Annotated in this window: 17 protein-coding genes, 1 other RNA gene, 2 pseudogenes and 1 other annotated feature; of the genes and pseudogenes, 7 read left to right on the forward strand and 13 right to left on the reverse strand. The window is 41.3% G+C overall.

The genetic code is table 11. The features are described from left to right. Positions 1 to 139: 139 nt before the first annotated feature. The 4 genes from F895_RS15570 to F895_RS15555 all read right to left on the reverse strand — a co-directional run bounded on the left by F895_RS15570 (position 140) and on the right by F895_RS15555 (position 8,579). On the reverse strand, positions 140 to 3,745 hold the full coding sequence (locus F895_RS15570) for a transporter substrate-binding domain-containing protein (protein WP_005239139.1): 3,606 nt from the start codon (positions 3,743 to 3,745) through the stop codon (positions 140 to 142). A gap of 8 nt (positions 3,746 to 3,753) precedes the next feature. Further along, positions 3,754 to 4,386 (reverse strand): response regulator, encoded by a 633-nt coding sequence (locus F895_RS15565; RefSeq protein WP_005239140.1) that lies wholly within the window; start codon positions 4,384 to 4,386, stop codon positions 3,754 to 3,756. 1,983 nt (positions 4,387 to 6,369) lie between these two features. Then, positions 6,370 to 7,722 carry an OmpP1/FadL family transporter gene (locus tag F895_RS15560; RefSeq protein ID WP_005239143.1) on the reverse strand — a complete coding sequence of 451 codons (1,353 nt, stop codon included), beginning with the start codon at positions 7,720 to 7,722 and terminating at the stop codon, positions 6,370 to 6,372. Between the two features lie 251 nt (positions 7,723 to 7,973). Beyond that, positions 7,974 to 8,579: a TetR/AcrR family transcriptional regulator gene (locus F895_RS15555; protein WP_005239144.1), complete on the reverse strand. Its 606-nt coding sequence runs from the start codon at positions 8,577 to 8,579 to the stop codon at positions 7,974 to 7,976. Positions 8,580 to 8,991: 412 nt separating this feature from the next. On the opposite strand from F895_RS15555, the gene F895_RS15550 reads away from it, so the two are divergent. From F895_RS15550 to F895_RS15540, 3 genes are all read left to right on the forward strand, one after another. Continuing rightward, a complete protein-coding gene (locus tag F895_RS15550; protein WP_005239146.1) occupies positions 8,992 to 10,527 on the forward strand; it encodes a flavin-containing monooxygenase in 1,536 nt (511 codons plus the stop codon). A 71-nt stretch (positions 10,528 to 10,598) separates the two neighbouring features. Further along, positions 10,599 to 11,525 (forward strand): alpha/beta hydrolase, encoded by a 927-nt coding sequence (locus F895_RS15545; RefSeq protein WP_005239147.1) that lies wholly within the window; start codon positions 10,599 to 10,601, stop codon positions 11,523 to 11,525. Positions 11,526 to 11,720: 195 nt separating this feature from the next. Continuing rightward, the gene (locus tag F895_RS15540) at positions 11,721 to 12,467 is read left to right on the forward strand and encodes a phytanoyl-CoA dioxygenase family protein (RefSeq protein ID WP_005239149.1); all 747 of its coding nucleotides are present in this window, start codon (positions 11,721 to 11,723) and stop codon (positions 12,465 to 12,467) included. Between the two features lies 1 nt (position 12,468). On the opposite strand, the gene F895_RS15535 is transcribed toward F895_RS15540, so the two are convergent. Continuing rightward, positions 12,469 to 13,688, reverse strand: a protein-coding gene (locus F895_RS15535; protein ID WP_107114716.1) for an IS3 family transposase whose coding sequence is annotated in 2 segments (ribosomal slippage) — positions 12,469 to 13,412 and positions 13,412 to 13,688 — 1,221 coding nt in all. Because the reading frame shifts where the segments join, the coding sequence is not laid out codon by codon here. Continuing rightward, positions 13,297 to 13,413: a sequence feature (AL1L pseudoknot), on the reverse strand. (Overlaps the previous gene by 117 nt.) A gap of 52 nt (positions 13,689 to 13,740) precedes the next feature. Between F895_RS15535 and F895_RS20420 the strand changes: the two are divergent. After that, positions 13,741 to 13,908, forward strand: a pseudogene (locus tag F895_RS20420) (phytanoyl-CoA dioxygenase family protein); the annotation flags it as partial. A 402-nt stretch (positions 13,909 to 14,310) separates the two neighbouring features. Further along, the gene (locus F895_RS15525; RefSeq protein WP_005239151.1) at positions 14,311 to 16,320 is read left to right on the forward strand and encodes an esterase/lipase family protein; all 2,010 of its coding nucleotides are present in this window, start codon (positions 14,311 to 14,313) and stop codon (positions 16,318 to 16,320) included. A gap of 222 nt (positions 16,321 to 16,542) precedes the next feature. On the opposite strand, the gene F895_RS15520 is transcribed toward F895_RS15525, so the two are convergent. Then, on the reverse strand, positions 16,543 to 17,139 hold the full coding sequence (locus F895_RS15520) for a TetR/AcrR family transcriptional regulator (RefSeq protein WP_005239153.1): 597 nt from the start codon (positions 17,137 to 17,139) through the stop codon (positions 16,543 to 16,545). 80 nt (positions 17,140 to 17,219) lie between these two features. Between F895_RS15520 and F895_RS15515 the strand changes: the two genes are divergently transcribed. Continuing rightward, a complete protein-coding gene (locus tag F895_RS15515; RefSeq protein WP_005239155.1) occupies positions 17,220 to 17,972 on the forward strand; it encodes a thioredoxin domain-containing protein in 753 nt (250 codons plus the stop codon). A gap of 74 nt (positions 17,973 to 18,046) precedes the next feature. Continuing rightward, positions 18,047 to 19,420, forward strand: coding sequence for an NAD(P)/FAD-dependent oxidoreductase (locus F895_RS15510; RefSeq protein ID WP_005239157.1), 1,374 nt, complete (start codon positions 18,047 to 18,049; stop codon positions 19,418 to 19,420). A gap of 78 nt (positions 19,421 to 19,498) precedes the next feature. On the opposite strand, the pseudogene F895_RS19330 reads toward F895_RS15510, so the two are convergent. The 7 genes and pseudogenes from F895_RS19330 to F895_RS20225 all read right to left on the reverse strand — a co-directional run. Beyond that, positions 19,499 to 19,753 (reverse strand): annotated as a pseudogene (locus F895_RS19330) (lipocalin family protein); the annotation flags it as partial. Positions 19,754 to 19,878: 125 nt separating this feature from the next. Beyond that, positions 19,879 to 20,238: a transfer-messenger RNA gene (ssrA, locus tag F895_RS19335) on the reverse strand. Between the two features lie 160 nt (positions 20,239 to 20,398). Then, a complete protein-coding gene (ggt, locus tag F895_RS15505; protein WP_005239160.1) occupies positions 20,399 to 22,393 on the reverse strand; it encodes a gamma-glutamyltransferase in 1,995 nt (664 codons plus the stop codon). A 311-nt stretch (positions 22,394 to 22,704) separates the two neighbouring features. After that, a complete protein-coding gene (locus F895_RS15500) occupies positions 22,705 to 24,231 on the reverse strand; it encodes a DHA2 family efflux MFS transporter permease subunit (RefSeq protein ID WP_005239162.1) in 1,527 nt (508 codons plus the stop codon). Between the two features lie 6 nt (positions 24,232 to 24,237). Continuing rightward, on the reverse strand, positions 24,238 to 25,386 hold the full coding sequence (locus tag F895_RS15495) for an HlyD family efflux transporter periplasmic adaptor subunit (RefSeq protein ID WP_005239164.1): 1,149 nt from the start codon (positions 25,384 to 25,386) through the stop codon (positions 24,238 to 24,240). 317 nt (positions 25,387 to 25,703) lie between these two features. Continuing rightward, entirely contained in the window at positions 25,704 to 25,931 is a 228-nt protein-coding gene (locus F895_RS20220) for a hypothetical protein (RefSeq protein WP_005239166.1), read from the reverse strand. 85 nt (positions 25,932 to 26,016) lie between these two features. Further along, positions 26,017 to 26,388: a class I SAM-dependent methyltransferase gene (locus F895_RS20225; RefSeq protein ID WP_005239168.1), complete on the reverse strand. Its 372-nt coding sequence runs from the start codon at positions 26,386 to 26,388 to the stop codon at positions 26,017 to 26,019. Between the last annotated feature and the right edge of the window lie 153 nt (positions 26,389 to 26,541).

Raw genomic sequence — 26,541 nt, forward strand, 5'->3', positions numbered from 1 at the left:
ACTAAAATATCTTGACGAAGAGAACAATCTAGCCGTTATGTTGCTCACCTATCATTAAATAGGATTTCTATTGGCTTCTCATACACGCATCGGGTGAATCGATTCAGGCACACAGCTGAACCAACATTTAAATCAGTTATTAATCTATTTTTTCATTAGTAAGAAAACCATCTATTGCATGATTAAGCTGCATAACAAGCTCTAACACTTGATTAGATCTTTGACCAAGCAATTCAAAATCTGCCGTATTTTCAGCATAACTTTCCAGTTCACGACAATCTCGTTCAATATCTGCTGCACCTAAAATTTGTGCTGCCCCTGCCATACGATGCAAACATCGGGCTAGGCCCACATTATCTTGCTTCTCAATGAGTAAACGAGCTTGTTGTATATCTTTCATATTTTCATTGCGTGTTGTCAGCAATAACTGCCGCAACAGCTCGTTATTATCATTCACTAAATGACGTAAAGCATCTAAATCAACCAGATCCGCTAATTGCTTCTGTACGGATTTATTTGCAACCACACGTCGAAATACTTTATTTAAAAGTGTTTCTAATTGTGCCAGTTGCAAGGGTTTAAACAGACAATCATCCATACCTGCAGCCAAATAGCGTGCTCGCTCTTCAGCTTGCGCATTTGCGGTGAGTCCAAAGATGGTCACAGGTCTGGTTACTTCCTGACGCAATAACTGTGTTAAGGTAATTCCATCCATAACTGGCATATTACAATCAGTAATCACCAAATCAAAATCGTGTTTACGCCAAAGCTTTAAGGCTTGCTCTCCATTCTCAGCTTCCATCACAAAATGCCCTAAGCGTGTAAGTTGAGATTTGAGCAATAATCGATTAGCAGGATGATCATCTACAGCAAGAATACTCAATGGTTGCATACGCTCTGCAACCGTCGTAACACTCTCAACCGATACAGGCTGAAATTGGCGATGTTCAACAGGAAGATGCACTGTAATATGGGTTCCTTTACCTTGCTCACTACGTAAGGTAATTACGCCCCCCATCATTTTGACCAGTTGCATACATATCGCCAATCCCAGCCCTGTACCAACTTGCATTTTCCCAGCATCAGATTGTTTGTAAGGCGTGAATATTTGTCCTTGATCTTCTTCTGCAATCCCTATACCAGTATCAGAGACGACCAGCTCCAAAATCATATGTTGATTTTTCTTACGCAAGCATTTCAGTCCGATTTCAATCGAGCCTTGCTCTGTAAATTTGATCGCATTGCTAATTAAATTAGAAAGCACCTGATGCAAACGCATCGGATCAATAAATATTTCGTCTGGATGCCGAGCATCAATATGACTGTATAAGGTGAGATTCTTTTGCCGTGCTAATCCTTCAAATACGCGAACTATAGGCTGTACTAATTCATCAAAATCAGTCCATTTTGGCGCTAATTCAAGTTCTCCAGACTCAATTTTAGCCATATCCAAAATTTCACCGATTAAATCCATAAGTGATTTTGCCGACTCATAGGCAACCTGTACTGCTTCCATGTCGTTTTTAGTAAATGTTTTATTTGTCACCGTGAGTTCAAGTAAACCAATAATGGCACTAATTGGCGTACGGATCTCATGACTCATGGTGGCCAAAAAAGTACTTTTTGCCCGGCTTGCTTGTTCTGCCCTTTCTCGTGCAGAGGACAGTTCCAGTAACAGTGCTTCATGTTCGGTAATATCCTGCCAACTACAAATAAACCCAACAATTTCTCCATTTATCCCGATGTATGGAACTGCCTGATGGATGATTACACACATCTCATCACCATTCTTAATAATATAACGATGTCTTAATAGCGGTGATCCATGTGGATCATTGAGCATCTCTTTTAAAGTTGAATATACGATGGAAAGCGGGTGTAAAGATGAAGTCAGTGCCAATTTGTCTAAATACTTCTTGTCTAACTTAAAAAAATCCTCCCAAGCCTGATTATTGCTTAGAATATTTCCCTCCCGATCAACCACATAAACTGGTACTAACATACTATTAAATAATGTTTCTCTAAACTCCATCTGTTCCTTTAACTTCAATTGTGCTTTTTTACGCTTACTCATTTTTTGTCGTAAGTAGTAATTCCAACTCAACGAAATCAGAACCAAAGCAATAAAGATGCCCGCAAGCCAGTAAAACTCCCGACGATATACGGTCCAAGTATTCAATTTAACCGCAGATGTCCCTTGCCATTTATATGCAATCATCGAAATATCTCGAGGGGAAATATCCGCTAAGGCCTTGTTGAGAATACTATAAAGTTCTGGTTCATCTCGTTGTACAGCAAAAGCTATATGTGAAAGGTTATCCCCTATTCGAGTAGCAATCTTGAGTTCATGACGAAAATAACTATCAATCATATAATTGGCGCCAATCAAATTATGTACGGCACCATCTACTTTTTTTTCTTTAACCCACTGCATTGCTAAACTAGCATTCTCTGCTTTTACCAATTTAATATGCGGATATTCTGTTTTTATCCATTCCCACAAAGAATTGCCTGGCGTGATTGCCAAACTCTTAACTTCCGATAATCCCTTGGGCGCTGTCGTACTATTTTTGACAATCAGGACAAAAGGAGGCTGAATGTAAGGGCGAGTAAAGATAAGGTATTTATCTCGCTCATCACTGTAACTCATCGCAGCAATCAGATCGGCTTCATTTTGGCGTACTTTCTGAAACATCTCTGCGACATTATCGGCTTCAACCGCCTTAAAATGTAATCCTGTGCGTAAGTGAATCAAACGTAGCACATCCGCACTGATTCCATAAAACTGTCCATTTGAATCCAGCATGGTAAACGGTGCATAGAGTGGATTAATAACGACGCGTACTTCCCGATTCTGATCTAACCAGCGTTGTTCCCGTTCGGTGAATGTCAAGCGTGATTGGAACTGCCATAAATCGGAGCCTGAACTCCATTGATGTGAAATCGCTTTTCGCTGTGCTGGCGGAATAGCCGCCAATACTGTATTTACGGTATGTGGTAAAACCTTCTCATCAGTTCGAAATAAAAAATGTGGCCCGATTTCTTCCGTGGATAAAATTTTAGCAACCGATAACAAATTATCGTAATTGCGTTCGACCAAATAACTCACTGTTGCAAAGCTACCAATAAAATAGTCGTTATTTCCAAATGCCACAGAAGATAATGCTGTTGCAGGTGAGTTATAGCGGACTATCTTTGCTTGAGGATAATATTTTGCGACCCATTCATCAGACAGAGAATCATCCAGCAAAGCAATGCGTATATTCTGAGGTTTTTTTAAATTCTGTGTTAGAACTTCCTCTCGGCCAACCAGTGCAATCGCATCAGGTGTAAAAGGAATACTCGCCTTAAAATCAGTTTCATCCGTAATATCATTGGCATAGTCAATCAACATATCGACCTGCCCCTGATTCAATCCATTAATCGCAGCATCTCGATCTTGATAGCGTAAAACCTGAACACGCACACCTAAAGAATGCGCAATTAATAACGTATAATCAGCAGCAATTCCTTCAAAAATATCGGGTTCTAATAACAGCGCGAAAGGGGGGTTTTTAGGATCATAGACAGCTACTTTTATCTCTTGTTTTTTCCCAAGCCAACGCCAGTCCTTATCCGCCAATTCAAACTCAAGTTGGATCGGTGCTTCACGACTGAAAACTTTCATCAATTGAGGAGACTCTGCGTGTACAACACTCAATAAAAGGCAGAAGACTAAATTAAAGAGTATCCCCAGTTTTCGCATACAATCGCTTACTCCAAATGATGCCGTTGAGCAAAGTCATACAGCTCCATCATATTTTTCAGCTCAAGCTTTTGCATCATTCGGCTCTTATAGGTACTCACTGTTTTATCACTGATATGCATGAGTACTCCGATATCAACCACTTTTTCGCCTTTGGCTAAATAAAGGAGTACTTGTAACTCCTTGGTTGAGAGTTCAGCAATTTTTTTCTTTTCAATATCGGCCTCACTCATCGTATCAGCGACTTGCAGACGTGCCAGCGTACGGGGAAAATAACCGTACCCTCCTCGTAGGGCACGAATTGCGTCGTGAAGTTCAATAAGTTGGTTTTTCTTGCTAATAAATCCATCAGCTCCAGCACTGGCACAGCGTTTGATGTAATGCTCTTCATCTTTGCCACTCAGCATTAGCATGCCGCCTTGATAACCATTTTTACGTAATCGCTGAACAACCTCAATCCCATTCAAAGAAGGCATATCTATATCGATTACAACTAAATCAGGCTTAAACTGCTTAATTAAAGAAACTGCATCCAAACCATCACCAGTTTCTGCAAGCACGGTTATCCCTTCTTTTTCCAAAAGCATTCGGACAGCCAAGCGTGCGACAGGATGATCATCTACAATCAATGCGTTCTGCATATCTTTCCTTTAATATTTATATGATAAATTTTTTCAAAGTATAAATTTATATAAAAAAACCAGTGGATTACGATGCTAATTTTACTACACCGTTCATTTCATAATTGTATTTCTTTTACTACTTCAGTATCAGCTAAAAGCCATACACCAACACACTTTGCTTGACCTTCTGACAGGCATTGTCGGATAAGAAAATAGAATTAAAAGTGAATATAAATCAAATGTTTTTATAATTTTTCAGGCTTCATCTCTGAGTTGCTAAACATCGGAATAGCATCATTTTATAAATAAAAATTTTGAGTCATTTCTATAACAATATGTATAATTCAAGTATGTCATTTAATTTTTTTATTTAATTAGACTAATTTAGCACCAAAAAATTAACATTGTTTAAATCATCTTGGTACCAGACAACAAGCAATCGACTTAATTATTTAGACAGATTGATTTAGAAGTTCCACTTTAACTGCTGTACCATAAGCATAGAAAAGGTTATGAACATCACCAACAATAATGCACCCGAATAACTCAATACTCCTAATACAGCAAAAGTCATTGATATTGCAGCTATTATTAAAGTCGTTAACCATAAACCCAAATTGCTCATTGGAGAAACCTCATACCAAAATTAAATATATAAAAGAGTCTGCTTCGCTTCGCTTTTCTCTTTTTTGCCTCATGATCCATTTACAGTATCTAGATACACGAAGTATGATTTAATGAGACTTCAATTGATGCCCAATATATTGGATTTTTTTGTAAGATTGAAATTTTAATACTGTAGTTAAAGCCCTACATCTAGAGCAAAACGAGATAAATCCATCAATAAATATATAACAACTAAACACATAATCAAATTTCCTGACTATAGCATTACTTGTGACCTCTCTCATAATAGCTAGGCTAGCTTAGCTGTAAATGATTTAAACCTAGTACCCCCCCATTGCTTGTTTAAATCTAAAAACCTCTGGACTGAGTAGAAATCGAACATCTTAGTCCAGTCACCTAAAAGTCGTTTCAGCCTTGAAATTCAACTATTGACAGAGCCAAAATATACAAAAACTGGCTTCACTACTTTTAGAAATATTAGCTTCAATCTGATCGCAGCTGAGCAAAATACTATCTTCTTAGATATCGTCATCTAAAGCGTTCTACAATCTATCTTGTACTCGTGAACATAAATCAGATAGTAAGCATAGGCGTTGTTCATCTAAACGGGGCTTGTCCATCCTTTCCTTGAATTTAACTGCTAATGCCAAATTAATCCTGCTTTTCAGGCAGTCATTTTCCGTTCTTTTCTACAATTTTTCCAATGCGGATACAACCCAATATAAGGGGATGAGGTCTATGATTGTTGAACTTTACTTACCGACTGTTTTTACACTTTAATACGTGAACTTCGCCATTACCGACCACGTCATAGTCCAGATTGGCAAGTATAAAGTGTTTGTCGTTATCAGAATGTTGCAATAATAAATAGATTCAATGCACCTTAGTGATTCTGACTTAGGCTCACCAACAACAATAAAGCATATGTTCCTATATTTTGCCCTGATGTTGCCACAAGAAGTGATAGCTTCTTCTCATCCGACAGGTGATATCGTTTTTCTTTTGGCTGTACTTTTCTGCATTCTGTATCGCCAAGCTTCATTTGTATTTACACTTTATCTAGACTAAAAAAATTGGGGAAATTTTCCCAATAATTATCCGCAGAAGGCAAAAATAAGCTGAGATCAAGTCGGATGATATCGGACAAACAGGCAAATAAAAAAGCCCTTAAGTATTGAACTTAAAGGCTTTTTCATATCGAATCAAACAATCCCGAATAATATTTTGGTGGAGATGGCGTCAGTTGAATCAAACCAGCAACATACGGTTTTATCTATATTTTATTTTAATACAACTTAAATTTACCCAAACTTGCCCCCCTGCGTTTTTGTATTTTTAGGAAGTGGCTAAACTCAACCACTCCTTCTCTTACTTCTAGAATCGGTAACCAATTTTTAAACCATAAGCGATAGCATGATTATTTTTAAATTCAGCCTGTTCTGCCATTTCTTTAATCCCTTCGACAGGTAAGTAGTAAGCGCTATCTTCAGACTTGGCATCTCCTAACCAGTAGTATTTAACACCAGCGGCGATAAAATAATTCTGAGCAGGATTGAATTGCGCACCGAGTCCAATGGACCATGATCCCTTCATTGGCCCCAGCGTTGAAGCAGGATTACCCGTCCCTGAATCCCAACCAACATCGGTGGTAAAACTCCATTTCTCTGTAAATTGATGACCAATTCCTACCGTTGCATTATATTGATCTTTTTGATAAGAATCTAAATCAACACCTTCCGTGTATGCGCCTCCCGTAAGTTCATCCAGATAACTTGCTGTAAGCGCATTATATTGCGTTGGGCGGATATTAAAATCTTTCCAATTCACCCATCTTAAATTCATATAAGCAATTGTGTTTTCGGCAACCCCGGTTTGAAAATCGATATTCACGGATTGAGGGGTTTCGATTGTCGTTTTTGCTGCTTCGACATAGTGCAAAGGTTCACCAAATATACTTTCCTCGACCTGAAATTTATATTTGATTTTAGAGCGATAAGTAACAGCCGCTTTCAACGCAATCTCTGGAATTTGATAGCTCGCCCCAGCAAGCCAGCCCAACTCTCCCTTTTCTTTAAAATTCGCCTCGTAACCATTAAAAGCCTCTGTATACGCCATGCCTCGAAAAGAAGCTTTTCCTTTAACCTCTTGATAAACAGGCCCGCCATAAATCTGAAAGTTCTTAAAAGGTGAATATCCAAATATAAAACTCAAATCCTGACTTTCCACATTTACAGATGTGCCTTCATGACTAAAATCATTATCTGAATAGCTATTGTTGGAGCGAAGTGGATATGCGGTTTTTGCAGCAAATGGTTGGTCGTAAAGCAGGCCGAAACTAAACTGATCGGTTAATTGTAGCTTCAATGCAGCCGTATAAAATTGCACATTTTGCCCAATATCACCTGTTTCACGGCTTTGATTTGCACGCACAAGATCTGGACGATCATGCACGACACCAGAAACTGAAGCGTCAACAGCAAAGGCATTGACTTCAAAATAATGACCATTCTCTAAAAATGGCAGTATAGACTGACCAGACTGATCAAGTGCGGAGGCTTGGGTATAATTACTGATCAACACACCTATTATGCCAAACATAATAGGAGCGAAGTGGAACCGATGGATATTAGAAAATGAGCTATTCAAGCCCTTATGTCTATTCACCTCTCTGGTTTTCGATAATAACCAAGGTAAGCCCACACTTTCCTTGCATATAGATTTTTCCATTATTAAATTCATCCTGAAATTATAATTTTTTGTTTCACCACACGAATGATGAGATATCTCCTTATCCATTTATTCACAAGAAAACAGGATTAAATGGACAAATAACATACTGATAAATAAATTACACAGTGTCAATGACTGTGTGTAATTTATGCAAAAAACTGTTGCATGGAATAATTACATTCAATGCAATTAACTGACAAATAAAATATTTTTAAATATAAAAGCAATAAAATGTATAAATGAATTTTTTATTTATTCACATAAAGTGTTGAAGTCCAAATATTTCGAAGTACCCTGATAACGACCTCGGGTTCTACATGAGATGAACGCCCAAATGCTTCCGAAAGATAACGTTCTTCTAACCAAATCAGCGCTTTTGCTGTTTCGTCGATATCCAAATTTTTTTTAATATTTCCTGCCAGTTGTTCTGCTCTTATGTGTTGAGCAGCCGCCTTGATAAAGTCTTGAATTATAGTTCGATAGACACTATCAACACGTTCATCTCCACTTGCTGCTTCGACAAAGGCCCTTAATAAACGACCATGTTGTACATAGACATTTATAGAGTCGACCAAGGCTCGCTCTAAATCGTCCTGAAGATTATTGCCTGCCAACCACCGTTCCGTGATATTAAACAATTCTCTGGCAATGTTCTCAACAAGACGAAGCGTAAGATCGTGTTTATCACGGAAATGAACATAAAAAGCTGGTCGTTTTAAACCCGTGCGTCGCATGACTTCATCAATATTTAGGTCACGAAAATGGTGTTCATTTAAAAACTGTTCGGCAGCTTTTAATATTTCTCGCTCAGATTCTTTTGGATCATGTTTAGGTCTACGGCGAGAAGTTGTCATATGGTCCTATTCCTATTGGTATGAAGTCATTGTAGGTATTAATAAATCTTTCGACAAGTCTTTGTGCCATTACTCGCCCTCTCTGCCCACTCAAAACCAGAAAAACATGACTCAATAAAAAGCAAAATATAAATTATAAAATTCAGTAATTTAATTCAACCCAACCCTAACCCATTTTCTTTTCCCCCGAACCAGATAGACAATATTGCAATAATTACACAGAGTCATTGACAGTGTGTAATTATTAGCTTAATAATATTCACATGCCTAAACTTCATTCGATACAAATCGAAGTGAAAGTGGACTGGATCAAGGACTTTGTTCATCAGAGAAAATGAAGATTATAAAAATCATCATCTTAGAAATCTAACTGATGCTCAATTTATTAAAATCGTGTGAAGAGGAAAAAGATATGAGTACATCAGATCAAATTACTATTACTGATGTTTTAATTATCGGCGCAGGGATCTCAGGTATTAGCGCAGCCTACCATTTAAAAAAATATAGACCAAATACAACATTCACACTGCTAGAAGGTCGTGACGAAATTGGAGGCACATGGAGCCTGTTCCGTTACCCAGGCATTCGTTCAGATTCAGACATGCAGTCATTTGCATTTGGCTTTAAGCCGTGGACCAATAAAAGGGTTTTTGGCAGTGCTCAAATGATCTGTAATTATTTAAAAGAAACGATCACTGAGAACGACATCGAATCTCATATTCGCTTTGGCCATTATATGAGCAGCGCCGAATTCTCATCTTCTGAAGGTCTATGGACAGTAAAAGTGAAGCGTCAAGATCAGAAAGTTTTAACCACTTTCCGCTCCCGCTTCTTACTGATGAGTACAGGTTATTATGACTATGATAACGGCTATACACCTGAGTTTAAAGGAGCTGAGGAATTTCAAGGACTCATTATTCACCCCCAACACTGGCCAGAAAATCTCGATTATTCTGGTAAAAAGGTGGTGGTGATTGGTAGTGGCGCAACAGCCGTGACCTTAATTCCTGCCATGGCTGAAAAGGTTGGGCATATTACCATGCTCCAGAGATCACCAAGCTATGTCATGGCAGCGCCAAGTACAGATGCAATCGCGAATACTCTCAATCGTGTTTTCTCACCACAACGTGCTTTCGATCTGATCCGCCATAAAAATATTGCCTTAACTCGGGGCGTCTACAATTTAAGTCGTCGCTTTCCGAAGCTGATGCGTCGCTTTCTAATCTCGGATGTACAACGAAATCTACCAAAAGACTTTGATGTAGCGACTCATTTTTCACCGAAATACAATCCGTGGGATGAACGTTTGTGTGTTGTACCCGATGGCGATATGTTCAAAGCAATTTCTGCGGGTAAAGCGTCTGTGGTCACCGATCATATTGAGTGTTTTAGCAAAGAAGGGATTTTACTTAAATCAGGAAAAACGCTGGAAGCCGATATCATTGTGACCGCTACAGGCCTCAATGCTGTCGCATTTAGCAAGACACAATTGATTGTGGATGGAAAAAAAATAGTTTATCCAGAGACCACGATTTTCAAATCAATGATGTTATCCGATATTCCCAACTTTGCTTTCGCATTCGGCTACACCAATCTGGCATGGACCTTAAAAGTTGATCTAGTCTGGAAACACTTCTGTAGATTACTGGATTACATGGATGAAAATAAGTACGCAACATTCACACCAGTCATCAGTGATAAAAGCATGAAACGCATTCCATTTGTAGACCTGAATTCAGGCTACATTCAACGAAGCATCGCACAATTTCCAATGGCAGGTACACAAGGTCCATGGATTGTAAAACAAGATTATAAATTCGATGTTGAACGACTCCGTAAAGGTTCCGTTTTTGATAAAGAACTATGTTTTACAGATGTTGGGCTTAAGAAAAAGCCAAGTGTTGTTCCGGCAGAAACAATGCCAGAACAGATCAAAATTCAGGCTTAACATAACGATTTACATTGATATCTCTTATTGCCAATAGCAATCAAGGATAGAAATCGATCAAGGATAATATAATGGAAAATATTAAATTTACAAGTAAAGGAATTACCTGTTCTGCGTGGTATCTCCCTGCAACCTCAGAAGAGTTTATGACAGCTCAAGGACGGCCTTGCATTGTGATGGCCACAGGTTTTGGCGGTACCAAAGATACAGGATTACTCGATTTTGCCGAGCCGTTCAGCCAAGCAGGTTTTGATACATTGGTATTTGACTATCGCGGATTTGGCGAGTCAGCAGGCTCTCCTAGACAAAATGTCTCTTACATTCAACAGCGTGAGGATTATCATGCTGCGATTGAAACTGCACGGAGTTTGCCCTATGTAGATGGAAGTCGTATTGCGCTGTGGGGCACGTCTTATTCGGGTGGTCATGTGGTGGTGGTTGCTGCCCAAGATTCAAAAATATCGGCTGTCGTCTCCATGAATCCAGCAACTGATGGTTTAGCCGCTCTAAAACAAGTATTCCAGTATGGTGGAATAAAGCAGATAACAACTGCGATCGGTCATGGCATTAAAGATTTAATGCATGCCATCACTCAACGCCCTCCTCATCTCATTCCAATTGTTGGACAACCCGGTACGGCTGCCATGATCAGTACACCTGGCGCTGAAGAAAGCTATACCGCAATGGCGGGTCCAACCTGGCGGAATGAGGTCTGTGCTCGCGCAGCTCTGGAAGTTTCATACAACCGGCCCGTTACTTTTGCAAAAAAAGTGAAGTGCCCTGCTTTGATCCAAGTGGGTTCCAATGACCAGATCGCACCACCAAATCCAGCCCGAAAAACGGCACGTCTGATTCAAGGCCCTACTGAACTGCTGGAATATCCGATTGATCATTTTGATTTTTATACCGAATCATGGCATGGCGCGGTACTCAATGATCAGATCGGTTTCTTGAAAAAGGCACTTGCTCCACAACCCCAGAGAAATGAAAGTTTATAAATTTTCACTGTAGAAAATAATTTAATTCAAATACATACATAAGCTCATAGCATTCTGCGACAGCCTCAAAAATTTAATCAGCTATCGCGATGAAGACTAAAAACTGAAGTGTTATGTATGCAAACCAATCGCACAACAAAGCAGTTCATTGAAATGCTTTGAAATATCATCAATCAGGATGAATAAGGAATTCTTATGTCACTCGTCAAATTAAGCAAAGATACACAAGTCGATGAAATTGTTTCGATTATTAAAAGAGATGGTGGTGTCATCATTGAAAATTTTTTAAATGATGAAATGACCCACGATATTTATCAAATATTATCTGAGCAATTAGAGTTGATTCCAGATGGAGAAGATGAATATTTTGCGGGTACGAAAACCCGCCGAATGAGCCGTTTATTTGCGCGCTTGCCACAAATGCCATTGGTCGCAATGAATCCAGTATTTTTAGATACCGCAAAAGCGATTCTCCAAACTCCACTACAGGCATGGAGCGGTGAAAATAGAATTGAACTCTATCCAGACATTCAGGTTGGTGTGACTCAAGCGATTCAGATCTGGCCAGGTCAAAAAGCACAACCCCTACATCGTGACGATACGGTATGGATGTGGCAACATCCGGGTTATGGTCGTGAAGCCAGAGTACAAATCATGTTTGCTGTGACTGATTTTACAGAAGAAAATGGTGCGACTCGCGTCATTCCAGCCAGCCATTTGTGGGATGATCAAAGAGTACCTAAAGAAGATGAAACCGTCGCGGCCGAAATGAAAGCAGGAGATGCTTTAATCTGGATTGGCTCAACCTATCATGGTGGAGGTGCCAATGTCAGCCAAGCACCTCGTATTGGATTGACTATGTCTTATGATCTGGGCTTTCTCAGACAGGAAGAAAATCATTATTTGAACCGTACCGGGTTTGTCGGAGACTTTTTTATTTAAGTTAGGCCACCTGACCTAACGGGTTAATCTTATCATAGTACATTGCTTCAAACTCAAAAGGCGATACATAACCCAGTGCACTGTGTACACGCTTTTTATTGAACCAATCTACCCAGTTTAGTGTCGCAAGTTGTACATCTGCTAAACCTTGCCAATCTGCTTTTAAATATTCAATCACCTCTGTTTTGTATAAGCCATTCACCGTTTCAGCCAGAGCATTATCGTATGAATCACCTGTCGTACCGACTGATGCTCGTAAATTTGCAGCATCTAAACGATTGGTATAGCGAATAGAAAGATATTGAACACCTCTATCGGAATGATGAATCACATTCTTTGGCATGCCTCGATCGTGCAATGCTTGCTCCAATGCATCGAGCACCATATCTGTATTCATCCGTGTAGATACTTTCCATCCAACAATTGCTCGTGAGAACACATCAATAATAAAGGCGGTATAGACCCAGCCTGAATGTGTTTGAATATACGTAAAGTCACTGACCCATAATTGGTCAGGTCGATCAGCACTAAAATTCCGTTTCACTAAATCATCTGCTCGTTTTTGATCATCTCGGCTACGGGTGGTTTGTTTATTCTTACCACGCCAAACACCTTGTATACCTAGCTTTTGCATCAATCGAGCAACTGTACAACGTGCAATAACATAACCCTCACGTTTCAATTTTTGCCAAACTTTACGTACACCATATCGACCTGAACTTTCTTTCCAAATACGTTTGATTTGCTCTGCATGATGTAAATCATGCAGAGCACGTTTCGCTCGATGTTCTGGGTTATCAACGAAATCTAAAGCCCGATAATAGGTCGAAGCTGCAATCGGTAAAATTCTACAAATCGCTTCAACACCATATAACGCCTTATTGTTATGGATAAAATCCACCATTATTTGTGTGGGCGGTCGAGCTCCGCCTGGGCGAAAAAAGCGGCTGCTTTACGTAGAATTTCATTGGCACGTTTTAATTCTTTAATTTCACGTTCCATTTGCTTCATTTTTTCTTGGTCAGATACCTGTTGTACTTTGGCGGGATTTTGTTGATCTAAGTATTTTTGATACCAAACACGAAGTGTTTCAGGAGTACAGCCAATTTTAGGAGCAATTGCGGAAACTGCTGCCCAATTCGATGGATAATCTTTTTCAGATTCAATTAGTAATTGAACCGCTCTTTCTCTAATTTCGGGGGTATAGTTTGGTTTTTTCATCGGAATAGTCTCTCAGAATATTGAGTCTCCGACAAACCCGGTACGGTTCAATTTATCTCTCTCCACCGAAACAATTAAAAGCTTCCCTGATGAGTTAAGAGGATTACTTGGTTGGAATATGAGCACGACTTTTGTTGGATTTGTCGAACATGAAGGTAAGATGATGAGTCCAATCGATATGTTAAATGTTCAGGAATTTAAAACCACTGGTATTATCTGAGCCTTGGTATCTGGAAATTGGAAAGTAAGAAAACGTCGATCAAGTCGACGTTTTCTTACGCTTTTTATCGCAAATCACTACCTGAATATTTAAAAATTTCTGGATGCTTTAAATATTATCATCACATTCTTATCAGTTCATTTAGACCATCAAATCAATCACTGGTATGCAAGAACTTATATGCACTGTGCCCTGCATATTTTAAATCACCTTCAGTACTGTCCTTACTTCAACACGAGTCAGTGGTTTGGCTAACACAGCTAAAATACTCAATCTAAGCTGATTAACTCTCTGGTCTCCACACTGTTTCCACACTTTTCTAATCGTCACTACACAAATATTCAAAATAATAGCAGCATCAAAAACTCCCCTCATCTGAACAGAATGCTTAAGAGTCAATTTATGCCAAGACTTACATTTCCTCTATTTCAGCCGCTATGTATTCTGACTGTATTTAGCATTCTAATAATAAGTGGCTGTCAGGTGGTTAGCCTAAAAAAACAGACGTTGCATACTACGATTGCCAATGAACGTAACAGTATTCTCACTCAAGGAAAGTTGAGTGGCGCCAGCCTGAATCTGCTCTATATGTCCGATATGGACATGAAATTGTGCATGAAAAACCCAGATGCATGTATTGTCGATCTGGAAAAAATTCCTCAGGTACAAACAGAACAATTATTATCAGCCGCTAGCGAGTTGTATCTATCCAGAGCTCTGACGCTTGCAGACTCGCATGATTGTAAAATAAATAAAAAACCTAAAACCAGCGCTAAACCCGCCCCACAGGTGAATGAATGTTTAGACCAACAACTGCAAGCTTTAGATAAAAGTATTCGTTACAGCTATGCCTATCTGTTTAAGACTTCTCGTCAGCCTCAAGAGCGTATTTTTGATAACCGTCAGGTGCAAATTCGGGACTTTTATAATCAGGCACTCAACCAATTAGTAAATGTGTACAGCGCCAAGAATACTTCTGCAACGATTCCAGAAAACATTAAAATTGGTGAAAGTACCTATACGATTGATATTGATTCATATCCCAAACTACAAGGTAAAAAGCTTGAGAAATTTACTTCAAGCTACAATATGAACTTTTCTGGATTAAGAACCATTAACCGTCGTGATGGTTTCGGTGCAGATTTTGTCGCGGTTTTACACACTAAAGAGAATGATCCCAAGAATGGAAATCCCTATATTCTTGACCCACTCACCTATCCTTATCCAAACGGCGTTAATCCCAATATCCATGAAGCCCATTATCTTGCTTCAACTTTGATTGCCCAGCCAGTCGATGAGCAAGCCACACTCAGCGAGATATTAAGTCGCCCAGATTTCAAAATAAAAATCTATGATCCCTACAATGTAGAAAAGATCAAAATTGAAGATAAAGAATACTCTCTGGCAGCGAACTTCTCTGCGCCCTATGGTTTATGGTTAGCAGAGAATAACTTAGGCTCTGCTGCATATCTAACCTTGATTGACCGTAATCAACGTTTGACTATGCCTCATCTATATATGCTTGAACCCTATAATCCGAATAAAAAAGTGATTGTTTTGATTCATGGACTGGCCAGCAGCCCAGAAGCATGGATTGCTGTAACGAATGAAATTATGGGGGATAAGACACTACGTGAGCATTATCAGGTTTGGCAAGTATTTTACTCGACCAATATGCCCATTCTGGAAAGTCGCTTTCAGATTTCTGCTTTACTCAAACAAACATTTGCCTCTCTCAACCCACAAGACCCTGCATCTCAAAATGCTGTTTTGATTGGTCATAGCATGGGAGGAATTATTAGCCGCCTTTTAGTCAGTCATGCAGATATTTCAAAAGAAGCCTTACCGATGATGAGTAACCACGTTCAAGCTCGGATGAGAAAACATCCAGTTATAGGCGAACGCTTAAAGATGGAACCGATTCCAAACTTTGATCGCGTCATTTTCCTTGCTGCTCCTCATCGTGGAACAAGCTATGCCGACCGCTGGTTCACCGTAACTGCACGAAACATTATTGGACTGCCCTCAGCATTTTTAAAAACATTAACCAATACACTCACGAGCTATGACGATGATCTTAAAGATTTTGTCAGAACCATCAATAACAGGCTACAAAATGGCCCTAGCGATCTGAGTAATAAGTCAGAGTTTATGGAACTCACCTCGGATATACAGCCTAAAGAAGGTTTGGTTTTTCATTCCATCATGGGCAATATCACCAAAAGTAATGATACTAATACCATTACGGATGGCATTGTTCCTTATAAAAGTGCCCATTTAGAAGGTGCGATTTCAGAGAAAATCATTAAAGGCGGGCATTCTATTCAAATAAAGCCTGAAACGGTATTGGAACTTCGCCGTATCTTGAGCCAACATTTAACCGAGCATGGTTTATACAAAGTAAAAAACTAAACATCCAGAGCTAAAGTGAACGCACTTTAGCTTTTTTCGTTATATCACTCGTTTTCTCGTATTCTATTCCGGATCTCTTCTTGCCCTTTTAGCGCATTGTCTAATAGTTTACTGAACAAGATACCCACTCGGTATATAAGCTAAATAAAGCATCTTGAGTGCTGGTTTAATTCGGAGCATCTTTTCCTAAGCGATCTTTCGCAATTTTTTCTGCTGACCAAATTACATCAAGCGATTCAACAGCATTAATACTGTTTGTTCCATTTGCTTTTGTTTTTGTGTATCCGAAACACCTTGAACACTGAATCCCCAATATGCTTCAAATAAACAAGCAAGAACATATGCTGTCGAACTAATCGCATCTTGAGTTGCCTTGGGATACTCCTGTGCCAACTGACTTTCAAAATCAGGTAGCCAATGCTGTGTCCAAAGATCATGCAACATTTGCTTGATCAAGGGATTTCTGGCACTTTGCGCAACCAGTTCTAGCCAAACAATCAAATCATCCTGAGTCCGATAAACTTCGGGCGTGAATAACATGATAATTCTATCACTCAATGGTTTTCCACTGAAACGATGAATAATTTCAGTCCCCATTTCGCCAATGTAATGCTCTATGAAAGCATTGATTAAATCTGCACGTGAAGAAAAATAATGATGAACTAGCGTACGTTGCATGCCTGAAGCTTCCGCTACTTTGGCAAAGGTAATACCTTCTAATCCTTCCTTTGCAACTACTGAGACAGCAGCTTGAAGAATTTCATATGACCTTTCATGCGCCTTACTCGGTCTTCCTACCTTGTTTTCCATCATCGCCATAAATAAAAAAATGTTTACTAATTAATCATACCATATTACTTTACTGACATGACAGTCAATTAATTAAGGGAAGTCATATCATGAAAATTCTTGGGCTTGCTGCCGGTAGCGAAATGGACGCTACAACAGCAAAAATCTTAACTGATAGTGAAATGCTGCATGCCGCTATTCTAGAAATTATCAATATATGTGGGCTGGTTGCCTGTATTGTATTGGCGCTTTCGGGCTGGATTTACGGCGCAAAATTTCTCAAGAAAAACAATTATCTGCTTGGACTAGAATGGTGGATTGTGGCTTTTTCTGCGACAAACTTTGTTTTGTATATGCTAACGGGTGAGCATGTTCATTATTCAATTACAATGTTTCTAGATTCATTCTCACGCAGCTTTGGTATGCCCGTCATTGCCGTACTAGGCTTAATGGCATTGACCCATAATTATAAACCCACAGCGTTGAATGAAGTGCTGCTGTTCGCCGCTGCATTCGCGGGCACTTTTGTTATCTTCTTGGCCGATTTCTTTGACGGTATACGCCCGTATTTTTACGTCGTCATGTGGCTGATTCTTGCGATCTATCTCTGCTACTTCATTCTTTGCTTGGCACGTGCTGGGGAAACTCTGCATGCCGTGGCGACAACATTCACTTTAATCGTCAGCCTCGCCGTCGCAATCGTCTATGACTTCTTCCCGATCCCTGGCGATGATACGCATATGATTTTTATGACCTGGGCATTCATCACTTGGGCTTATGCTGTTATCCAGTTGTATTACGCCTATAACGCACTAGCACGTTCCCAGACACTTTCCAGAGAATCTCTGATTCCAGCCCACTAACCAACAAACCACCAAATAATTACTTTTAAAATCAAACCCTGTACGCAAGTACAGTAAAGATAAAAGGATAGCAAATGAATCATTTCAATGAAGAAATGGCGAACTACAATCCAAGCACATTGCCATTTCGACCTCTTGGTGGCTGGGTAGAAGAACCAAGTGATCTTCAGCCTGAGCTGGAAGGCTCTGTCAACGCTGATGTCATTGTGGTTGGGGCTGGATTTGCGGGGCTCTCCACTGCCCTTGAGCTGAATGCCCGTGGTGCAAAAGTGATTGTGCTTGAACAGGAGTTCGGTGGCTTTGGTGCCAGTGGCCGTAATGCTGGTTATCTGCTTGGCAGTATGGGCATTGAGTTTGAAATGTTCGCAAAACGCGTCGGTGTTGAGCACGCACGAAAATTTGTGAATTTTTATGACGAGGCCGTGTGCTACGTCGAAAAGCGTCTAGCCGAGTTGGAAATTCAATGTGATTACAATCCTTCTGGCATCATACGTGCTGCGATTGATCCTTCTCAGGAAAAATGGCTAAGTCGCAGTATGGAGGTTGGTCGTGAACTGGGTTCAATCACTCGCTTTGTAGATCAAGCAGAGATGCGCGCTCGCGGTATTCCACCAGCGTTTCTATTTGGTAGTGAGCAACGTGGCGGCACGCTCAATCCTGGTAAATATGTCGGCGGTTTACGTCGTGCGGCAATTCAGGCAGGCGTTAAGCTCTATGAAAAAACGCCCTTGCTGTCTTACAGTGAAGGCGCGGAGATAACCTGCAAGACTCCACGAGGTCGTGCAACTGCCTCAATCGTAGTATTGGCGACAAATGCGTTCACACCTCAGTTAGGGTTACTACGTGATAAGGTTGCGCCGATACGCGTATCAGCAATTGAAACCCAACAGTTGTCTCCAAAGCAATTGGCATCTTTGGGTTGGCAGAATAGAGAAGGAATTATTACACCGCATTTGATGATGGAGAGCCATCGTCTCACAGCACACAATACGATGGTGTTGACGGTGAAGAAGTTAAATTATGTTTATGGTTCAAAGACTCCTAATGTGCCAGATCAAGATGCCTATGCTGCACTGGCACAGACCTTGCGTGAACGTCATCCTACCTTGCAAGGTCTTGGTATTAAGCACTGCTGGAGTGGTTACGTTAGCGTGGCATATGATTTTCTGCCTGTGGTAGGTACTACAGGAACGCATCAAAATATAATCTATGTTGCTGGCTGTACTGGGCATGGGCTTGCTACTCAGTCCTTTATGGGGCAGTTACTTGCCGAGAAAATCAAAGGCATTGAGAATCCTATTTTAACAGCCCTGTATCATAAAACGCCTTCGACCCTCCCTGAACCATTGCAGTGGTGTGCTTTTAAAACCGCTTTCTCCGCAGCTGGTTTTTATGATCGTCTAACTGACCGTAAAGCACGTTCTATGAGTACAAATTCGGAGATATAAAAGCTTTAAATAAACAAGCCCTTGAAAGATCAAGGGCTTGTTTAAATGTTTATGAAAACGGTGACAGTTTTTCATTTATTATTTCTGCGGAGTTCGAACCAACTTAGACACATCATATCCATAATCCCGTGCAGTTTGCACATACGATTGATACGTTGCCGCATCCAGATTCGGATCTCTTGATAATATCCACAGGTACTTATGAGATGGGCCTCCGACCAATGCGACACGGTAATTAGAATCAACTCCTAGAACCCAGTAATCTCCTTTGGTGAACGGAATCCATCGTAATCCAGAAGGCAAGAAGCTAACTTTTAGCATACTATTCCCTTCATAAAGGCAAAAAATAAGGTCAAATCAAGTCGGATGATATCGGACAAACAGGCAAATAAAAAAGCCTTCAAGTATTGAACTTAAAGGCTTTTTTATATCGGATCGAACAATCCCTAATAATATTTTGGTGGAGATGGCGGGAGTTGAACCCGCGTCCGCCAGCACTACACTCGAGAATACTACATGCTTAGATATCGTCTATTGTTTTAACACTAAGCGACCCGACGAACAGGGTACAAAGTGCGATCCTCTAGATTTGGTATAGTGTCCCGAGGCTCAACACTATACGGACTTGTGTGCGTGCGCTTCAGTCGGGTTCACTGACCACAAGTATTCAGTGAAGCGGACAAGCTGCCCTTAGGCAGCTAGAGCGTATGATTCGTCGTTTGCGACTATTAAAATGCAAATTTTATTTACGAGAGGAAATGCGCTCTCGGCATGCATCTATGAGTTTCATCACCAGCGTCGAAGCCAATAACATCCCCAAAGTACAGCGCAATGATAACATAGATGGCTAGAATTTAAATGTTAATTTCTAAGCATCGAACAAAATATGCGCTTATAAGTCTATATTGTTGCTGAACTTGGTTTTTCAAGACCTGAATTAAAACAAGCTGCCACAAAGACAGCATTCTCGATATAAACTTATAATGCACCATTACCTAACACAATGCCCTCACGGCGTGGGTCTACACCACCAGCATATTTGCTTTGATTATCAATTTTGACTTTCATAATCGTGGCAATACCGCTGGTTTGTGCCGTATTGGAAATACCATGCCCTTTTGCTTTTAAACCATCAATCAGTTCCAGCAAAGACAACTGGTCGTTTGAGCTATCAATATTAGTATTAGGGCTATTGGTAGCACCGAAGTTCACCAGCGAAGTTGCCTGCTGGGCATTCAGGTTCCAGTCCAATGCCCCAACCAAGGTTTTAACCACATATTGAATAATGGTGCCACCGCCCGGTGAACCTGTTGCCATATAAAATTCATCAGCTGTGGTGCCTTTGAATACCAAAGTGGGTGCCATGGTACTGCGTGGACGTTTGCCCTCTTCCACCCGATTGGCCAACAAGGCCCCTGTTTGATCGACAGGGTAGGCACTAAAGTCGGTTAGCTGATTGGATAACAAGAAACCATCGACCATATGAAATGACCCCATACTGGATTCGACTGTCGATGTCATGGATACCACATTGCCATAAGCATCGACGATGGTGAACTGTGTAGTACCATGCTCAACTGTCTTATCGATGCCCGCATTTGAGTCGAATTGACCTGCTTGCGCCACCCCCATACTTTGATCTGGACTGATCAATGCGGCCCGTTGTTTTAAATAGTTTTTATCAAGCAAACTGGCAATGCCTTTCGCGGGTAATGAAATGAAGTCAGTGTCTGCCACATATTTATCACGGTCTGCATAGGCCAAGCGCTCTGTCTCAGAAACTAAATGTACGCCCATGACATCGGGTATCCCGCCTTCATTTTCTGGCTGTTTCGGCGGATATTTGCTCATATCGAAGTTCTCTAGAATACCCAGTGTTTGTGCAACTGCAATTCCTCCTGAGGATGGCGGTGGCATGGTACACACATAATAACGGTCACGGTAAGTCGTACAGATTGGCGTGCGTTTTTTAACTTGATAATTCGATAAATCCTGTAAAGTCATCAAGCTTGGAGTAATCGGTGTACGGGCAGCATCGTCCCCGATTGTTTGTCCAGCTTTTGCCACGATATTCTGCGCCATTGGCCCACTGTACATGGCTTTTGCACCTTGGCTTGCCAGTGCTTCCAGCGTTTTGGCATAAGCTTTATTGGTCATGGTTTCACCGACTTTTCTCGGTGTACCATCTGGGTAGAAATAGGTCGATACCGCATTGGCATCCAGTGCCAAATGGTCGGCATTACTTGCAATGGCATCGGCCAGACGCCCCGGAATGCGAAAACCATGATCGGCCAGATCAATGGCTTGATTAAAAAGCTGATCCCATTTCAGTTTGCCATGCTCCTGCTGAGCCTGTTCCAGTAATCGCATCACCCCAGGAACCCCGATCGAACGTCCGCTACGGCGGGTACTTGGTACAGGGGCTGCAGATTCTGGATCATGTATATCCTGTCGAATCAGATAGTATTCATTGGCTGCGGCAGGCGCAGTTTCTCGCCCGTCATAAGCTGTGACCATTTTGCTTTTGGCATCGTAATACATCATAAAGCCACTGCCTGCGATAGTACTGGATTGTGGCTCAACCAATCCCAATACCGCCTGTACCGCAACGGCCGCATCAACGGCACTGCCACCCGCTTTTAAAATCTCGCATCCCGCCTTTACTGCCAATGGCGTGTTCGCGACCACCATATATTGATCAGCATATTTAACCGTATTGTTTAATCGATAGCCTGACGCACCTTCGGGGGCCGCTGGATCACCATTCTGGTCTGAACCCACCACCACACTGGAACCATCCTGTACCAGTTTGCTACAGCTCGTTGAATCTTGGTCAATAATTAAATTGGAATTTGATGGGTGATTGCTATTGGAGTCATTGCCCGATTGATCTGATGAGGAATTATTTCCACATCCTTGTAATATGCCAACAGCCAATAGACTACTGAACAAAAATGAATATCTATGATTCACGTGATAACTCCACTATATTGATCGACCTATCCATGCAATTGTCATGCAAGCGTCTTTATTTTTAGGTACAAATGTTTTTAATCTTTGATAAAAAATAACTTTTAGTCATCTCTAATAATTTTAGGCCTTCAATCCTGAGCCCACCAATGTCTCTCCTTGTTTGATCATGTCGTCCTTTTGAACTTTCAGCCCGATTCTGGCACGTATTTCTGGCATAAAAACAGGCAAAATCTAACAATTCCTAGCCAAGACACTATTTTTATACATAAAAAAAAGCATCTCCTAAGAGATGCTTTTTTTCTTCAAAATATCTAGTGTGTTGGCATGCCACCCGTATTGCCTTTCGGCTTTGGACTCATCCAGATCAAGGCACTGGCAAATACAAACACAATCGCCAACAGCATAAACACATGATTGGCAGACATGGTAATGGCCTCTTTATCGACCAGATTCGAAATCATAGCGAGTGTCGCATCAGAAGAGAATCCATTCTGCAACAGGGTATTTTGTACTTCTTGCGGATGTAAATTATTCACCATTTCACTACGCGCCACTTTGGCATGATCATCCCAAATCGTGACTGCAATCGACGCACCAATCGCCCCTGCCATAGTTCTCAAGAAGTTCATCAAACCCGCAGCCGAGGCCATTTCCTGTGGCAACACCGAACCCATTGCAATATTCGACAGCGGTATAAAGAAGAATGGCACGGCAAAGCCCTGCAAGATTTGCGGCCAAGCCAAAGACATAAAGTCAGCATCCGTCACCCAAAAAGCGCGCATTAAAGTCACCACACCCAGCAAGGCTAAACCAAAACTGGCCAATGCACGCGGGTCATATTTGGTTGACAGCTTGGCTACAATCGGGGACATGGTCAGACTGCCAAACCCCATGGTTGCAGTTAGATAACCCGCCCATGTGGCGGTATAGCCTAAATTAATCTGTAGCCACTGTGGAATCAGCACAATACTGCCAAAGAAGGAACCGAAGCCAAAAGCCAACGCCAATACGGACACGGCGAAGCCCCGATGTCGGAACACATGCAAATTCACCACGGGATGCTTTTCGGTCAGCTCCCAGATCATAAACACAATAAAACCAACCACGGCAATTAAAGCCAACATGATTATACTGCTGCTGTTAAACCAGTCTCGTTCATGCCCCAAATCGAGCATCAATTGCAGTGCGCCAATCCAGAGCACCAACAACCCCAAACCAATCGCATCAATTCGTAGTTTTTCTGTTTTGGTTTCAGCTACAGATAACAACCGTATCGCAGCTAAAGCACAGAAAATCCCGACAGGAATATTGATAAAGAAAATCCAGTGCCAAGAAAGATTGTCACTGATTAATCCACCAAGGATTGGACCTAAAATTGGTCCGATTACCGTGGTCATCGCCCAGAGACCCATCGCCTGTGCATGCTTTTCAGGTGGGAAAATCCGCATCAATAAGGTTTGGCTGAGTGGCATGAGTGGACCACCACACAGACCCTGTCCGATACGGAAAAACACCAGCATTTCCAAGGAAGTGGCAAGACCACATAGAAAGGAAAAGATAGTAAAACCAATCAGACCAAAAACAAACACGCGCACTGTACCAAAGCGTCCTGCAAGCCATCCTGTTAATGGCACACAAATCGCTTCTGCAACGGCGTAGGAGGTAATGACCCAAGTGCCTTGTGAACTGGAAACTGCGAGGTTACCTGTAATATGAGGCACAGATACGTTGGCAATGGTGGTATCTAGGACCACCATAAAATTGGAAAGGGCGATGACAAATGCTGCAAGCAGTAGACGCCCACCACTAAGTTCTGCAAAAGGATTTTGCGTTTTCATGGCTAATTACTTCGATGCGAGATCAATATCCGCTTGCATCGACAGCCCCACACGCAATGGATGTTGTGCAAGTTCTTTCGGATCAAGACTGATACGTACAGGTAAACGCTGTACCACTTTAATCCAGTTACCCGTAGCATTTTGTGCAGGAATCAAGGCGAAAGCAGCCCCCGTACCACCAGAAAAACCTTGTACTACGCCATGATAGACCACATCATCACCATACAAGTCAGAACGTAAAGTGACTTTCTGTCCGGCTTTGACTTTCGCCAATTGGCTTTCTTTATAGTTGGCATCGACATACAGTGCAGACACTGGGACTACCGACATCATTACCGTACCCGGTGCAACGCGTTGTCCAATCTGGATATTACGGCGTGCGATCACGCCATCGATAGGTGCTCGAATTACCGTACGTTCTAGATCCAATGTAGCTTGTTCCACATGTGCTTTCGCCACCAATACATCAGGAGTCGATGCTTCATTCAAACCTTGGATCAAGGCATCGTTGGCAGCCAATGTACTTTCCGCAGCTTTACGGCTCGAAGAGGCTTGCGCCAAACCAGCCTGAGCTAATTCCAGACTGGCTTTTGCCGTAGAAACCGCACTTTGTGCCTTACTCAATTCTTCTTTAGAAATCGCGCCAGATGCAGCCAGCTCATTACGACGATTCAATTCCAGTGCAGCACGATCGTAGTCTGCTTGCGCCTTGCTCACTTGTGCTTGTGCACTGGTGATTTCATCATTACGCACCACCACTTGAGAGTTCAAAGAACTGCTATTGGCCTGACTTTGTTTATATTGACGCTGCGCCTTGGCAAGTTCCGCCTGCGCCTGTGCCAATTGAATCTTGGCATCACGCTCATCAATACGCACCAACACATCACCCTGTTTAACCTGTTGCGTCTCTTTCACCAATACATCGGTCACCTGCCCACTGACCATCGAGGTAATCTGTGCGGTTTCTGCGCCGACATAGGCGTTGTCGGTACTAACTGAATGGTTAAAGAACAGTGCCCAAATACCGTACAGGATTGCAGCAAGAATAAGAATGAGTGCGAAAAATCCGAGAAACTTTTTACGTTTTGCTTTCATTGCATCATCTGATGCCGAGTCTGAAGCAACATCCTGAGGCTTGGCTTGGGCGTCGGTCATAGGTTATTCCTGAAAATTAAAGAGACTTTTTAACTTTTGGTTTAATCAGCCGATCAGTTTATTTAAAAAAACTTAACTGAATGTTAAAACCCAAAGTGCAAAACGGCAGCAAAATATTATTGGGCATTTTAACGATAAAAAATCATAATACGAGAATAAAAAAAATAACTGATGCGTTCAATTATTAATTAATGATATTTTTTAAGTAGACTCACGATACAAGTCTTTCCAAATCCCCCCAATCAGCTCTTGGTTTAAAGTTTAATCGCGCGTGTTGCCAAAAACGTTGGCATAAATCGATCTACTCAAAAACGTGGCTACAATTGATCATCTTCATAAAAGCTCTGAAGCAGAAAGCCTGCAGCCAGTTGCCGCTGAATTAAATCAGTGAAGCTATGCCCAAATACCACTACTTCCCCTCTTTGTAACTTGGCATTGAGCGCGTCCGCACTTAGATCCTGAAGATCTGAATAAGGCAAGGTATACATCGGATGAATCAGTCCCTGCTTGGCATATTCAGGATTACGATCTGAAATAAAAACCACAGGATTATAAAACTGGCGATCAGAATCCCTTGAGGTTTTTTAAGACTCGAGAACACATCTTCCAGACCGCTTGAATATCCGCAACCTAGAGGTTTGAAATGGGTTGGATGATCAGGTCAAATTCAGCATTGTGAAAGGCATGCAAATCACACATATTTCCCTGTACAGTCTTGAGATGCAGTCCTTCCCGCTCAGCCACCATGCGATCTTGCTGTAGTTGCTGATCGGAAAGATCAAACACCGTGACATTCGCACCCGCAGCCGCCAACACAGGTGCTTGTTGACCACCTGCAGAGGCTAAACACAAAATATTTTTCCCGACAATCTCACCGAGCCATGCTTTGGCTAATGGTCTTGGGATAATATGCACTTCCCAATCGCCCTGAAGGACTACAGTGATGAGTTCATGGCTAACAGAACGTGACCATGACTGCTGCTCTTGCGCCTGCTTATCCATGCTGCACGATTATGTTTAAGCAAATCAAAATGATGCTTCAGATGAGGTACAACAGCTCCTTTTTCTTGCTGAATCACGTATTCCTTAGGATAGAAATACGTTATCAATGCGGAAAAAGGAAGTTGAATGAAAGACAGAAGTCCATGCTAAAAA

The organism is Acinetobacter sp. CIP 64.2, assembly GCF_000369645.1.
Lineage (GTDB): Bacteria > Pseudomonadota > Gammaproteobacteria > Pseudomonadales > Moraxellaceae > Acinetobacter.